Source organism: Bartonella silvatica, assembly GCF_040545155.1.
Lineage (GTDB): Bacteria > Pseudomonadota > Alphaproteobacteria > Rhizobiales > Rhizobiaceae > Bartonella > Bartonella silvatica.
Genome location: NZ_JBEPLI010000008.1, coordinates 47,690 through 61,611, shown reverse-complemented (window position 1 = coordinate 61,611; position 13,922 = coordinate 47,690). Strand labels below are relative to the sequence as shown.

General features: G+C 41.8%; 13 protein-coding genes, 1 tRNA gene, 1 other RNA gene and 3 pseudogenes. 11 read left to right on the top strand and 7 right to left on the bottom strand.

Features of this window, described 5'->3' with window-relative positions:
* Positions 1–203: hypothetical protein (locus ABID23_RS04695; protein ID WP_354189818.1), on the bottom strand; the 203-nt coding region annotated here is incomplete at its 3' end.
* Between the two features lie 306 nt (positions 204–509).
* Positions 510–773: pseudogene (locus tag ABID23_RS04690) on the bottom strand (integrase); the annotation flags it as partial.
* 1,227 nt (positions 774–2,000) lie between these two features.
* On the opposite strand from ABID23_RS04690, the gene purE reads away from it, so the two are divergent.
* Genes purE through ABID23_RS04675 form a run of 3 tightly spaced genes read left to right on the top strand, consistent with a single transcriptional unit; the run spans position 2,001 to position 4,669 of the window.
* Complete coding sequence (gene purE / locus ABID23_RS04685; protein WP_354189816.1) at positions 2,001–2,498, top strand: 5-(carboxyamino)imidazole ribonucleotide mutase; 498 nt, start codon at positions 2,001–2,003, stop codon at positions 2,496–2,498.
* Position 2,499: 1 nt separating this feature from the next.
* A complete protein-coding gene (locus ABID23_RS04680; protein WP_354189814.1) occupies positions 2,500–3,660 on the top strand; it encodes a 5-(carboxyamino)imidazole ribonucleotide synthase in 1,161 nt (386 codons plus the stop codon).
* Between the two features lie 43 nt (positions 3,661–3,703).
* Positions 3,704–4,669, top strand: a complete 966-nt coding sequence (locus ABID23_RS04675; RefSeq protein WP_354189812.1) for a hypothetical protein — start codon at positions 3,704–3,706, stop codon at positions 4,667–4,669.
* Between the two features lie 442 nt (positions 4,670–5,111).
* On the opposite strand, the gene ABID23_RS04670 is transcribed toward ABID23_RS04675, so the two are convergent.
* Positions 5,112–5,324 (bottom strand): hypothetical protein, encoded by a 213-nt coding sequence (locus ABID23_RS04670; RefSeq protein ID WP_354189810.1) that lies wholly within the window; start codon positions 5,322–5,324, stop codon positions 5,112–5,114.
* A gap of 1,460 nt (positions 5,325–6,784) precedes the next feature.
* Between ABID23_RS04670 and ykgO the strand changes: the two genes are divergently transcribed.
* Complete coding sequence (ykgO, locus tag ABID23_RS04665; protein WP_011181208.1) at positions 6,785–6,910, top strand: type B 50S ribosomal protein L36; 126 nt, start codon at positions 6,785–6,787, stop codon at positions 6,908–6,910.
* A gap of 120 nt (positions 6,911–7,030) precedes the next feature.
* The gene (locus ABID23_RS04660) at positions 7,031–7,825 is read left to right on the top strand and encodes a tetratricopeptide repeat protein (RefSeq protein ID WP_354189808.1); all 795 of its coding nucleotides are present in this window, start codon (positions 7,031–7,033) and stop codon (positions 7,823–7,825) included.
* 78 nt (positions 7,826–7,903) lie between these two features.
* On the opposite strand, the gene ABID23_RS04655 is transcribed toward ABID23_RS04660, so the two are convergent.
* Positions 7,904–8,134 (bottom strand): hypothetical protein, encoded by a 231-nt coding sequence (locus ABID23_RS04655; protein ID WP_354189806.1) that lies wholly within the window; start codon positions 8,132–8,134, stop codon positions 7,904–7,906.
* Between the two features lie 212 nt (positions 8,135–8,346).
* Here ABID23_RS04655 and ssrS point away from each other — a divergent pair.
* The 5 genes and pseudogenes from ssrS to ABID23_RS04630 form a co-directional block, all read left to right on the top strand.
* Positions 8,347–8,507, top strand: a non-coding RNA gene (gene ssrS / locus ABID23_RS04650) — 6S RNA.
* Between the two features lie 126 nt (positions 8,508–8,633).
* A complete protein-coding gene (locus ABID23_RS04645; protein ID WP_354189824.1) occupies positions 8,634–9,242 on the top strand; it encodes a 5-formyltetrahydrofolate cyclo-ligase in 609 nt (202 codons plus the stop codon).
* 139 nt (positions 9,243–9,381) lie between these two features.
* The gene (locus ABID23_RS04640) at positions 9,382–9,510 is read left to right on the top strand and encodes a hypothetical protein (protein WP_354189804.1); all 129 of its coding nucleotides are present in this window, start codon (positions 9,382–9,384) and stop codon (positions 9,508–9,510) included.
* A 67-nt stretch (positions 9,511–9,577) separates the two neighbouring features.
* Positions 9,578–10,399, top strand: coding sequence for a TIGR00282 family metallophosphoesterase (locus ABID23_RS04635; protein WP_354189822.1), 822 nt, complete (start codon positions 9,578–9,580; stop codon positions 10,397–10,399).
* Between the two features lie 648 nt (positions 10,400–11,047).
* Positions 11,048–11,529: pseudogene (locus tag ABID23_RS04630) on the top strand (integrase arm-type DNA-binding domain-containing protein); the annotation flags it as partial.
* Positions 11,530–11,553: 24 nt separating this feature from the next.
* Here the strand turns inward: ABID23_RS04630 and ABID23_RS08170 are convergent.
* The 3 genes and pseudogenes from ABID23_RS08170 to ABID23_RS04615 form a co-directional block, all read right to left on the bottom strand.
* Positions 11,554–11,763, bottom strand: a pseudogene (locus ABID23_RS08170) (carboxyvinyltransferase); the annotation flags it as partial.
* 304 nt (positions 11,764–12,067) lie between these two features.
* Positions 12,068–13,363, bottom strand: coding sequence for a UDP-N-acetylglucosamine 1-carboxyvinyltransferase (gene murA, locus ABID23_RS04620; protein ID WP_354189800.1), 1,296 nt, complete (start codon positions 13,361–13,363; stop codon positions 12,068–12,070).
* Positions 13,364–13,536: 173 nt separating this feature from the next.
* Positions 13,537–13,683 (bottom strand): hypothetical protein, encoded by a 147-nt coding sequence (locus tag ABID23_RS04615; RefSeq protein WP_354189798.1) that lies wholly within the window; start codon positions 13,681–13,683, stop codon positions 13,537–13,539.
* Between the two features lie 156 nt (positions 13,684–13,839).
* On the opposite strand from ABID23_RS04615, the gene ABID23_RS04610 reads away from it, so the two are divergent.
* Positions 13,840–13,914, top strand: a tRNA-Thr gene (locus tag ABID23_RS04610).
* Positions 13,915–13,922 lie beyond the last annotated feature (8 nt).

Genomic DNA, 13,922 nt, shown 5'->3' with positions numbered 1-13,922 from the left:
ACTCCCTTACCTCCCCACAAACACAATAAACATCCCACAAGAGACTTTCCTCCTCTCCAGCTCCAACGCCCAAACACTATTTTGCTAAAACCACCCCCTCGCCCTCCCCTAGCATGGGCAGCATCCCTATTGTCTCCTTCACGAAAAAATGTTCCCCTCTTTCCCACCAATGCGCAAATGCGAAAGCACAACGCTCCAAGCAAGCTCTTACCCCCAAACCTCTCTCGACATCTGCACTCGATTTTCAAGCATTCACATCTCACGCAAACTTTCTCCATCTCAACTAGAATACCCCATCCTCTCTCCCATCAACGAAACGCTAAAACAGCATCAAGCCATACACTCCTCTCATACGCGCCCCTGACATCCTCTCCCACTCACCACCTGCCATCTGAACCAACTCCTCCGATAACATCCTCACCCCACACGTCCCCCTTCTATTGCCCCGTCACAAGAAGGCTTTCAACACGCACTCACTCTGCAAACACAGTCAATATCCCTCTCATAATAGTGATTGCTTCACGCTTTTGTTTATTGCGTTCTTTCATGGGATCACGCCCTTTACGTAAAACAGAGCGCCACCCAGCTATCCATTCATGAGCTTTTTTAAAAAACATTGCAGCCCCCAAACTCATTTCGCAACAGCACTCATGAAGAAGCGGTCAATCCACCCAATACCTCCATCTTTACGCTTATGGCGTAATAAACCGGCTCCATCACACTATTTGTCAGCTCGTGGATATTGCGACAGCCCTTGCATTAAGACGATTTATTAAGAGCCATTTTTATTTCTTGTACAATTTTATCCAAACACTCATCCCACTTGTAAGGTGCAAGCGAAGGGTTTTTATTAATTCAAGATAAACAAGTTTGAAATAAAAGAAGCATACGATATTTGGGACTTTCACTCAACATACAAAACAATAAATTATCCTTATAAATGAATACCTTGTTACAATAGCCTCCCCTCCAATACCCAACATCCCAAAACCGCAAACACTGTTCCGACCATTCTCTAACATGGGACGACATCCCTATTGTCCCCTTCCGGTCAGAAACGTCTCCCCCTCACCCCCACCAATTCGTAAATGCCAAAACACCCTCAAGCAAGCTCTTCCCCTCAAAATTCCCTCAACATGCACTTTCCGTTTTCAAATATCCATATCTCACACAGGCTTCCTCCATCTCAACGAGAATACTCCATTCTCTCTCCCACCAACGCACAGACGCTAAAACAGCATCAAGCCATACATACCCCCATACACACCTTTCATACGCGCCCCTTTATGCCCCCATTCCGCGAGACATCTCAAAACATCATACACTCCCCATCTGCCTACCTGAACCAACTCCTCCGATAACATCCTCATCTCACAGTCCCCCTTCCATTGTCCCATCACAAGAAGGCTTTCAACACGCACACCTCCACACACCCCCAAGGATCAATAACACTCCCACCATCCTCCCCCCACCTTTGTTCACACCCCACAAGACATCTCAAACCCCACAGCTATTGCCTTCACATCCCCTCCACCATATATAATTTGGGAAAACTTATAAAATGATGATTTTATCCCCTGCACATCATTCCTGCATATCATCATTGACCAAAACCAATCATGCACAACAGCTGTTATTTCCAACGCAAAGAGAAAATTTTTACTTTATTTATTTCTCATATTTTTTTGATCTTTATTTTTCATTACTTAAAAGAAGTGCATCATATTGCCAAAAGCAACAAACTTGATCGTTCTTTTTCTTAAATATCAAGAAAAATTCAATTTTTATTATCTCTTCTAAAAAAAGACTTCTTTTTGATAACGGAAAAGTTTCTCTCTTCTTTTCAGTTTTTGCAAATGCGCTAGGTGTAAAATCATGCACGTTCAATGTTGCTTGAAAAAACTGTTATTCTGTCATGAATTAACTTTGCAAAGAGGGTATAAAAATCTTATCAAGAGTAAACAAAAAGAATCGCCTTAACCATTTGAAAAGGGTGTGAAATGACAAAGAAATCATGTGATGTTGCGATTTTAATGGGGAGTCAATCCGATTGGCAAACCATGTATCATAGCGCAGATATTTTGACATGTTTGGGTATTTCTCACGTTTCGCATATTGTTTCAGCACACAGAACCCCTGAACGTCTTTACCAATTTGCGAAAGGGGCAAAAGCAGCCGGTTTTAAAGTTTTGATTGCCGGAGCAGGCGGTGCAGCACATCTTCCTGGTATGCTAGCAGCCTTGACACCTCTTCCAGTTTTTGGTGTTCCAGTACAATCGCAGGCCTTATCTGGCCAAGATTCTCTCCTTTCAATTGTGCAAATGCCAGCTGGCATACCAGTTGGCACATTAGCGATTGGTAAAGCAGGAGCTATCAATGCAGCGCTTTTAGCTGCCGCTGTTATGGCTCCCTACGATGAAAGCCTCGCCCAGCGTTTAGAAGATTGGCGTCAGCAACAAACAGACAATGTAGCACAAACCCCAATCACTGAGGCTTAAAATGACAGAAACTTCAGACTCTTTTCTTTCCTCTGACACAGCCGCAGCAACAAACACAACCGACACGTCCTCTGTCTCCACCATATTACCGGGAGGTACAATTGGTTTAATAGGAGGAGGGCAGTTGGCACGAATGCTTGCAATAGCAGCGGCAGAACTAGGATTTAAAACGGTCGTTTTTTGCCCTGAAGCAAATTGTCCAGCAGCCCAAACAGCAAACGAGCATATTGTTGCACCTTATGATGATAGCTCAGCATTAGACCATTTCATTTCTCTGTGTGATGTTGTAACCTATGAATTTGAAAATCTTTCACTTCAAACGGTTCAGTATGTAGAGAAAGCCAAAAATGTTTATCCCTCTTCTAAAGCCTTAGAAATCACACAAGATCGGCTTTTTGAAAAACAGTTTTTGCAAAAGCAAGGGATCCGTACAGCATCATGGTACGCTGTTGATGATGATGATTCTCTCCTTTCAGGTCTTTCTTCCCTCGGCAATCGCGGTCTTTTAAAGACACGTCGTTTTGGCTATGATGGAAAAAATCAGCTTATGCTCGATCACCCCCATGAAAAAATTCTTGATGAAGCATTAATGACTTTTCAGGGACATCCTTTAATTTTAGAAGAAATTGTTCCTTTTTTATCAGAAATTTCAGTTCTTTCAGCGCGCACGAAGAAAGGGGAACATATTTTTTATGATTGCCCTGAAAATCAACATAAAAAGGGCATTCTTCATAAATCCTTTGTGCCCTCACGTGTTCCGCTTAGCGTGCAAAAAACGGCGCAAGAAATCAGTGTCACGGTCATGGATAGCTTAGATTACGTTGGTGTTCTTTGCATTGAGTTTTTTGTTCTTCTCGACCATCATCTTTTAGTGAATGAATTGGCACCCCGTGTTCACAACTCAGGTCACTGGACACAAAAAGCCTGCGTCACCTCACAGTTTGAACAGCATATCCGCGCCATTTGTGGGCTTCCTTTAGGGAGTCCCTATCGACACAGCAACTGCCAAATGATCAATCTTCTCGGCGATAATCTTAATGATTTCAAATATTTTCTCACGCAAGATCGTACATCCGTTCATTTATATGGCAAAAGCTCTGTTCAACCACAACGCAAAATGGGACACGTTATCCAGCTCACAGGACCAGCCACCCAATTCTAGCCAGACAATCTTTTAAGAAAACGCTTTCATAGACAATCAAAAGATGAAAAAGAAACCATCGTTTTTTGGTTTCTTTTTTAAGAGCACCACGCTCACGCCCCTCCCAACAGTGCCCCCCTATTTCCAGCTTCACACCAACTTCACAAAAGAGCTTGCCTCACTCTCCCCTACAAACACAGCAGCCCCCTCACCAACACCGTCAACACACCCTAAAACTATCTGCCAAAACGCTCTCTTCACTATCTTCGCAACAGTGCCCCACCATTTCCGGCTTCACACCAGCTTCACAAAAGAGTTTGCCTCACTCCCCCACCACAAACAAAACAGCCCGCATCACCAACACCGTCAGCCTTCACAGACACACCCTCTCCACCAAAAACCTCTCGTCTGTCCTAAGAAGCAACCCCACCTTACAAAATACCCTAAAACTATCTGCCAAAACGCCCCCTTCACTATCTTCGCAACAGTGCCCCACCATTTCCGGCTTCACACCAGCTTCACAAAAGAGCTTGCCTCACTCCCCCACCACAAACAAAACAGCCCGCATCACCAACACCGTCAGCCTTCACAGACACACCCTCTCCACCAAAAACCTCTCGCCTGTCCTAAGAAGCAACCCCACCTTACAAAATACCCTAAAACTATCTGCCAAAACGCCCCCTTCACCATCTTCGCAACAGTGCCCCCCTATTTCCAGCTTCACACCAACTTCACAAAAGAGCTTGCCTCACTCCCTCCTACAAACACAGCAGATCCCCCTCACCAACACCATCTCTCCACCGCCTCCCTTTCATGGAACAAGCTTTCTTACTTCCACTTTCTTCTCTCACTTTTACGGATAAGAGATAAGATACTGATTGATAAGCATTTTACCTTTTCAGTGAGAAACGTTCATATCGTAAATTTTTCTCACGACAAATCTGTTTATCTTGAAGCAGATCCATCCTCTCACACATCACAAGTGAAATTATCTTGCAAATCCAAACATTTAAAGAAATGCCTCTTATGAAGAATCTCAATATAAAAACTGTTACAATCCCACGAACTGGACAACAGAATTCAATACATTGATTTATAATGATCATCTATTGCCTACCCATACTGAATGAAAATCCCGAATATCGTAGGATTCTCTCATTTCAAACTAGTTTATGTTATATCAATCAAAACCATTTGCTTGCAGGTCACAAGTGGGATGAGCATGTGGATCAAACTGTACAAGAAAGGACGAAGCTCTCATGAACTTATCTTAGCAAGGGCTGTCGCAACATCCACGAGCTGGCAAAATAATATGAGAGTACCAGCTTACTTCTCTATAAGCGTAAAGATGGGGGCTCAGTAGATTTATCGTTATATCCGTCACAAGCATGTCGCAAAATGGACTTGGATGCTCTTTGAGAGATGTTTCTTAAAAAAGCCCATGAATGTACAACCCTGTGGCATTCTGTTCTTCATGAGAGGCTACCCCTCTTAAAAGAAAGAAACAAAAGCGTGAAGAAATACATCATTTCCATTGATTGAATCACTCCATTTTTGGAAGCCATAAAGCACAATGAAAAAACGACAGCAAACCAGTGACTTTCTCCGGTCTTTACAGCTTTATATTCTGCCCAAGACTGTCTTCCGATTGCAGAAATGACATCACCCAAAAAGACGCAATACACTTTCTCTCACCTCAGATAGAAAAGCAGCAACAGTAAACAGAGCTTTCATTCACCTCAATCCTACTCTCAAACATACTGCTAGGATTGAGCAAACACACGGCGACCATTAAGATGACGTGTTGCTTGTCAAGCAACAACAAAAGCACGCACTCTCTCAAATCACCAACATCATAAAATCAGCCACCAACATCATAAAATCGGCAAGAGATGAGATGCTTTTTATAAAACATGAGATGATATAACAACGATGCCTTGTAAAAAAAGCTTGTAAAAAAGAGAAAGGGCGCATTGTCTCACGCTTTTATAGCGTTCTTTCGTGCAGTTACGCTGCTTACCATAACGGGCTTCATATTTCATGATCCTGACAGATTTTCACAGATGTCCTTTAATGCTCTACCACATTTTTATGTTCTATACGTAAAGAGCAAATTGATCATGATATCCAACCGATCTCTGCTTAAGAATAAAATCCTCCCTCTCATTTATAGCAAGGATAGCAAGAAATTTTATGGTCAAACATCGAATCCCTATTTCTGGCCTGTTCATTCGAGCAGATTTGACCTGTCCGTTCTTTTATTCAATTTTCTGATCATTTTATTTGCAATGACTTGTCTCCCTCCCAGACATAACTTATCTCCCTCCCCAATATTTCGCCTCATACCCCCAAAACCACTCCGTCATAAAGCCATCCTATCATACCGTTGATACAATTGAAGGCAATGAATCGCACCTCATACTCTCATACCGCGAACGTCTTTTCATCGAAAAAAGAAGGGTTAACCATAACAGCGCGTTTCATCTTTCTCGTAGGTGTCGCCCTAGCATGAAGACAAGCAACAGCTTTTGCATAAAGACAATAAGAGGCATATCTTTTCTCCTTTTTACCCACACATCAGCCCCACTTGTGACGTACAAATGATTTGTTTGCTTCAAGATAAACAAATTTCAAATAAATGAGAGAATCTCACGATATTCGGGATTTTCATTCAATATGCGTGGGCAATAGATGATCATTATAAATCAATCTATTGAATATAGTTTACCCATCCGGTTTTATGGTGAATATTTAGTTCCTCGTTTTTAGAAAAAAGCCAACCCCCCAAGCAATAAATTCATTTTTCAAACTAACTTTTTTCTCTTAATTTAAAATGTTTTCTTTTCTCTCTCATACGCCATCAAGAAATTATAAGGAATGTTTCCTTGACAAAAAGAAGACTTCTTGCTAAAAGAACTTCTGTTATTTTGCGATTTTCACTTATTCGTTGTAGTTATGGAATGTATAGGTGCACGCCCCTTTAAAGGGTGTGTTTTTGTTTTATGACTACAGAGAAAAATGTGTGGTCTTGCAGTTGCAAGAACGGAGCAAAATATTATTTAACACCGCGATGTGTTGTCATATGAGAGTGATCGCATCATGGTGTGTTGGTTTTATGTAAGAAAATATATAAACGGTGAGTATGATGAAAATTAAGAATTCACTTAAAGCACTAAGGGAGCGCCACCGTAACAATCGTTTGGTGCGTCGCAAGGGTCGTGTTTATATCCTCAATAAAACGAATCCGCGTTTTAGAGCCCGTCAAGGATAATGTTTTTGTGCCTGCTTTTTGGCAGGCATTGAATTTCTTATTTTTTGGCATTTTTTGTTGCAGGTTCTTTTTGCATGCAGGTCCGTTGTCTGACAATTTATCGTTTGAGGACTTGTTTTTATGCGTTTTTTTATTTTTTTGAAAGCTTTACAGTTCCGAATTTCTGATTTTCGGGGAAGTTTTTTTTATTCTTTGATATTTTTTTTCAGTGTTTTTTCCGGCAGTTTTTGTCTGAATAGTGTTTCATATGGTCAAAAAGTGCCTTCCCTGCCTGAAGATCACCCTTCTCCCCAATTGTTTTTGCCCTTAGATGATCTCATCCCCAACGGACCACCTTCAGAATCATCAAAGCCTGCGCCTGATTCATCTGCAACCGTTCTTGAAGACTTTGATACATCGCAGCTTTCTCCTACTGAACAAGCTAAGCAGCGCAAAGAAGCAGAGATTGTACGTCTGCTGAAAGAATTAAAGTTTTGCGCTCATTTTCGTGAATCACAAAAAATAAGTCGGCAACTTCAGCTTTTATGGTCACAATCGGGCAGTGAAACGATTGATCTTTTAATGTCTTGGGCTGAAAATGCGATTAATTCCGATAACTATGGCCTAGCACTTGATTATATTGATAATGCACTTGCACTTTTACCCAACTATGCGGAAGCTTGGGTAAGACGCGCATGGCTTCATATTCAAATGAGCGATTTTAAGCTTGCCATGCTTGACCTTAACCAAGCTTTAACACTTGAACCACGCAATTACATAGCCTTTTTTGAACTTGGGATCGTCATGGAAGCGACAGAGCGTCCAGAACTTGCCCTTAAAGCCTATGAAACAGCCCTTAAATATTATCCGCAAATGCAAAAACTACAAAAACGCGTTGAGACTCTTTTAGAGGAACAATCACCGCAACCTCTGTAATCGGAAGTTGCCAACGAAACTTTAAGCTTTTCCTTTATCCACGTCACATCCAAACGCATGACGCCCACCCCGCATATATCACGCGCCGCGCATATCCTGCTCACCCACCATATTCTTCATTGACCCCGCGTGCTCTTCATCCACCCTGCATCCCCCCATCCATCCTCCTTCCCTGCACCTACCCTGCACATGCTCACCTACCCTCCATACCCTTATACTCTGCCCCACTCTCTTTACTTGTTTTGCTTTCCACGCCACCAAGCTTTGATGCTTAAACCACGCAGAGAGCGTATACACTTTGAGAAACAAAGCAAAGCCTCTATACCCCCTCAAGGCTTCTAACTCTTTATGACCTACAAATGATAAAAACTGTCATTTTATCCTCATGATCAAAGGGATAAAAACACACGAAGATTTAACCAAAAGCTTTGACCGAAAAAGAGTTGTCTCAATCTCTGCAAAAGAGAGAACAAGACATTTTACATCTAGCAGAAGATTTCAAACTGTTTTATAATGGGGTCGGTGTTCTGCGCTTCTCGACAGGAAATAACGTATTCCTGAGACCTTAATGATCTCCAAGGGAGCTGTCCCTGATGAAGCTCGTGGGCTTTTTCATATGGCGCCCACCTATTTGTATAGGTTCTCGGAGTCAATTTTTTCCACCGGCTGTCGTGGATCACCTTTTTACATCAATAAGTTAATTTCTATGCGGGAAGAGGTCTGTCAATATTTCTAAAGGTTTGACTTTATTTCGTTGCAACGACTACAATAGATGTCATACACAATAGACATTATGATCGACGAAATAATGGTAGAAGACACAAAGCACTCACAATCCGCCTCATCCCTTCGTAATCAGCTACGTAAGATCGGTTTATCCCGCCGTTCTGCTCTTTCTGAATCAGAGCGCAATATTTTTTCTCAGCAGTCCTGTTCTCATTTGGTTCATTATCTGGAAGAAAGAAGAGAGGATTTTTCTCGCCTTATGCTAGCGGGTTATTGGCCCATCAAATCAGAAATAGATCCTCGCCCTTTATTGGAGGCGATAACGTTACGTGGTGGGCGGTTAGCATTACCAGCAGTGCTTGATTCTACCAGCATGGTTTTTCGTGCTTATTCACAACATACGGTTTTAGAGCGGATGCGCTTTGATACTTTGGGTCCAGGCATAGAAAATGCGGTTGTTATCCCCAATATTATTATTGTTCCCCTTTCCGCGTTTGACAGTCAATGCCACCGCCTTGGCTATGGAGGAGGATATTATGACCGTACTGTTGAAACTCTTAAACAGCAGGGGCATAAAGTTCACTTATTAGGCTTAGGTTTTTCATGCCAAGAAGTGGAAGCGATTCCCCAAGAAACACATGATCTTGTTTTGCAGGGAATTTTTACAGAAAAAGGTTTTTTAAAAGGCTAAAATGTGATCAAAACGCCTATGCGTTTTTATTTTTGGGTGCCATTGTTGAAGCAACAGACTATAAAGCTGTTTTTGAAGGGCTTCCAGAGTTCATTGAAAATGGTAACGTGATCTTGTCGTTGTCAATGGTGAAAATGCAGTGCATGGTTTTGGCATCACAAAAAAGGTTTATCAAGGCTTTTTAATGACAGGAGGTGATGTTATCATGATAAGCAATGATGCATTTTTATGCCAAGAAGTTGAAACAATTCCGCAAGAAACAACATGATCTTGTTTTGTAAAGAATTTTTACAAAAAAAGGTTTCTTAAAAGGCAAAAGTGTGATTAAAACGCCTATGCGTTTTTTATTTTTGGGCGATATTGTTGGCGCAACAGGCTGCAAAGCTGTTTTTGAAGAGCTTCCAAAGCTCATTGAGAAATGGCAACTTGATTTTGTCGTTGTCAATGGTGAAAATGCAGCGCATGGTTTTGGCATCACACAAGAGGTTTATCAAGACCTTTTAATAACGGGTGTTGATGTTGTCACGACGGGCAACCATGCATTTTCACGCCAAGAAGCATTACGCTATGCTTATGAGAGTGATCGTTTTTTACGCCCTGCTAATTTTTTAGAGGAAACACCAGGCAAAGGCTCTGGTATTTTTACGGCCAAGAATGGTGCTCGTGTTCTTGTTGCCAATCTTTTAGGCAGTATTTTTATGCCATGTAAGGTGATTGATCCGTTTGAAATAGCTGAAAATATTTTATTTTCTTGTTCTTTGATGGATCAAGCAGATGCTATTATTTTTGACTTTCATGCAGAAACGACAAGCGAAAAACAGTGTCTAGGACATTTTCTTGATGGTCGTGTCAGTGTTATCGTTGGAACGCATACCCATGTTCCCACAGCAGATGCGAAAATCCTAGAAGAAGGCAGTGCTTACTTATCAGATGCCGGAATGTGTGGAGACTATAATTCTTCTATAGGAATGGAGAAGGAAGAGCCCTTAAATCGTTTTATTTCTAAGCAAAAGAAATACCGTTATGAACCCGCACAAGGACCGGCCACTCTTTGTGGTTTAGCCGTTGAAATTTCAGACCGCACCGGTCTTGCAGAAAAGGTCTCAGCGGTGCGCATTGGTCCTCATTTAAAGCCTGAGCTTCCAGATTTTTGGTAATATACTTTGTCACTTTTGAGATGATCCTTTCATCAAAGGAAGCAAGACTATTTCTCCCGCTTTTTCTTTTTGGTTTTTCAAGTTGAAAAAAGAAGATTTTTAAACAATATTTTTCCTAAAAAGAGTGGTCGTTTATAAGAAAAGATTTTTGAGCTTTTTTGCCACCAAGATCTGTTAAAAGGACCCCAATATCTGTTAAAAGGATAAGTCCATTAAGCACCATGAAATAAAGATTTCAAATATCTTTCATGCCAATGATTCTCAAAAAGAAACACTCGCCACACCTCCCAAAGGTAGCATGAATCGCAAAGCAAGAGGCGAGAAAGCGCCCCCTAGACACGCCTAAAACAGCCATAGAAAAGCCACAAATAAAGAAAAAGCCTCAACCGCTGCTTCACACCCCACCCACAAACATCACCAAAGAGGCACAACATATTTTTAGTGTATAACATATTGATTTATAATGATATAAATCGTTATTCCTATTGAATTAAAACGCCGAATATCGCAAAACTCTCTTATTTCAAATCTGTTTATGTTGAAACAATCAAAATCGCTTGCTTGCACAACACAAGCGGAGTGAGCGCGTGGATACAAATTGTACAAGAAAGGAATAAAATGGCTCTTATGAACTTATCTTAGCAAAGGCTGTCGCAACACCCACGAGCTAGCAAACAGTATGATGGTGCCGGCATGCTCCTTCATCAGCGTAAAGATGGAAGTGCTGGGTGGATTTATCGTTATACCATTCACGGGCACCGTCGCGAAATGGGATTAGGTGCTTTAAGAGATGTCTCTTTAAAACAAGCGCGTGAATTGGCAACGGGGTGGGCTCTGTTTTACGCGAAGATCGTGCCCTCATTAAAAAACGTAATAAACAAAAGCATGAAGCAATGCGCAATCTCCATTTATTAAAAGATATTGCACGAGATTCTTTTGAAAGCCGTAAAGCTGAATTAAAGAATAACGGCAAAGATGGGAATTGATTTTTACCTTTAAAACTTCACATTTTACCCCAATTAGGCTGTTTGCCCGTATCAGGGATTACACAAACAGAGATACACCATGCCCTTGCCCCTATTTGGCATACAAAAGCTTCAACAGCAGAGAAAACACTGAATCGTCTTAATCCGCATAAGAAACAATGCCCTCACTCAAGGGCATAAAAAGCCACAAAATCTTAAACGGTGGCCCCGTTTGATGCGCACACCACAGCGTGATAATTTTTTAACCTCTCAAAACCACGATCAAGATGATAAACACGATTGACAATGGTTTCCCCCTTTGCCGCCAATGCCGCAATCACCAGAGAAACAGAAGACACGCCAATCCGTTGCCATCCCCCACATCCCTTGTAGATTTTCTATTCTATGAGATAAATTTTCATCCACATCTTATCTTCCCCACATCTCATCTCTCATGCCAATGACTCTCAAAAAGAAACATTCGCCACACCTCCAAAAGACAGCATGAATCGCAAAACAAGAGGCGAGCCCCCCTCAGAAATGCCTAAAAACAGCTATAGAAAAGCCACAAATAAAGAAAAAACCTCTAAAATGCTGCCTCACACTCCACAAACATCATCCAAGAGGCACAAAAACAACGCCTCAACGCGCGCCCGCATAAGAGGCAATGCCCCCCACTCAAGGGCATAAAAAGCCACAAAACTTAAACGGTGACCCGTTTGATGCGCGCACCACAGCGTGATAATTTTTCTTCTAATCTCTCAAAACCACGATCAAGATGATAAACACGATTGACAATAGTTTCTCCCTTTGCCGCCAATGCTGCAATTACCAGAGAAACAGAGGCACGTAAATCCGTTGCCATAACGGGCGCCCCTTGTAGATTTCCTGTCCCTATAATTGTTGCCGTCTGCTTATCGAGCTTTATCTGTGCCCCCAAACGGATCAGTTCCTGCACATGCATAAAACGATTTTCAAAAATTGTTTCGGTAATATGCGCTGTTCCCTGAGCCCGTGTCATCAGCGCCATAAATTGCGCTTGCAGATCGGTTGGAAAGGCGGGATACGGTCCTGTTTCAATATCAACAGGCATTATTTTTGTCTGTCGAGGATCGCGCTTTACGTGAATTCCCTGATTTTCTATTTGAATAGCGAGTCCTGTTTTTTGCAAGACTTTGAGCACTTGGGTTAAATGGTTATGATTTGCATTTTGCAGAAACACATCTCCCCCAGCCATTGCCACCGCCATTGCATAGGTTCCGGCTTCGATTCGATCAGCAATCACGTGGGCTTTAGCCCCATGGAGTTTTTGCACCCCTTCAATAGTAAGGGTTTTTGTTCCCTCACCAATAATTTTTGCACCCATTGCATTAAGGGTGCGAATAAGATTTGCCACCTCAGGTTCACAAGCCGCATTATCAAGGATAGTTGTCCCCTTTGCCATTGTCGCCGCCATAAGCATCACGTGGGTTCCCCCCACGGTGACTTTAGGAAAATGATAGTGAGTCCCTTTTAATCCTTTTGGCGCTTTTGCATGAACATATCCATTTTCGATTGCAATATGCGCCCCTAAAGATTTGAGTCCCTCGAGGATAAAATCGACGGGTCTTGTCCCAATAGCGCATCCTCCAGGCAGAGACACATAAGCTTCACGACACCGTGCCAGCAGCGGTCCAATAACCCAAAAGCTTGCACGCATTTTTTTCACCAATTCGTATGGGGCATGCGTTGTCGCTATCTTTTGAGCAGCAAAATGAATGATTCTTGCATTGCTGCAATCATCGTTAAATTTTTGTCCATCCACAGCGTATCCAACACCGTGATTATTAAGAATACGAATGAGCAACTCCACATCAGCAAGATGAGGAATATTTTCAAGAGTAAGCGTTTCTTCAGTAAGCAAAGAAGCAATCATAAGGGGCAATGCAGCGTTTTTTGCTCCTGAGATAGGAATGGTCCCTTGCAGTTTTTTCCCCCCGATGATTTGAATAGAATCCATAATGCTTTCCCTCTTTCCCTTTGTATTTCCCCTTCCAAAGGTTTTTTCCCCCTTGGGAAATTTTGGAAGTTATTTTATATTTTTACAATGCGCTAGGTGATATCAAAAACATCTCCCAAATTCTATAATGAACATGGAGAGCTTTGGTTTCAAAGATATGGTAAAAAGCCTTTTTAGGGTTCGGTTTGCGCTCTTTGTCGACTTTGTTCTTTTCGACGTTTGAGATTTTGTCGCAATTGTTTTGCCAATCTTTCTTGGCGCTGTTTTTCTTTTTGCTCTTGATGAGCTTTATGATTTTGTTTTTCTTGTTTTTGCGTCATTGCACAACCTTTTAAACAATGTTGAGCTTTTTTAAACATTGATGTCTCTGGAATCTATGTCATGACACAAGAGAGGTTTTCTTTCAAGAATAGACAAATGTTCTCTTGCCTATTTTATGACAATATGGCACAAGACGGCGCAAGAGATTGAAAAATGCTGCGGTAGCTCAGTGGTAGAGCACTCCCTTGGTAAGGGAGAGGTCGAGAGTTCAATCCTCTCTCGCAGCACCATCGAATCC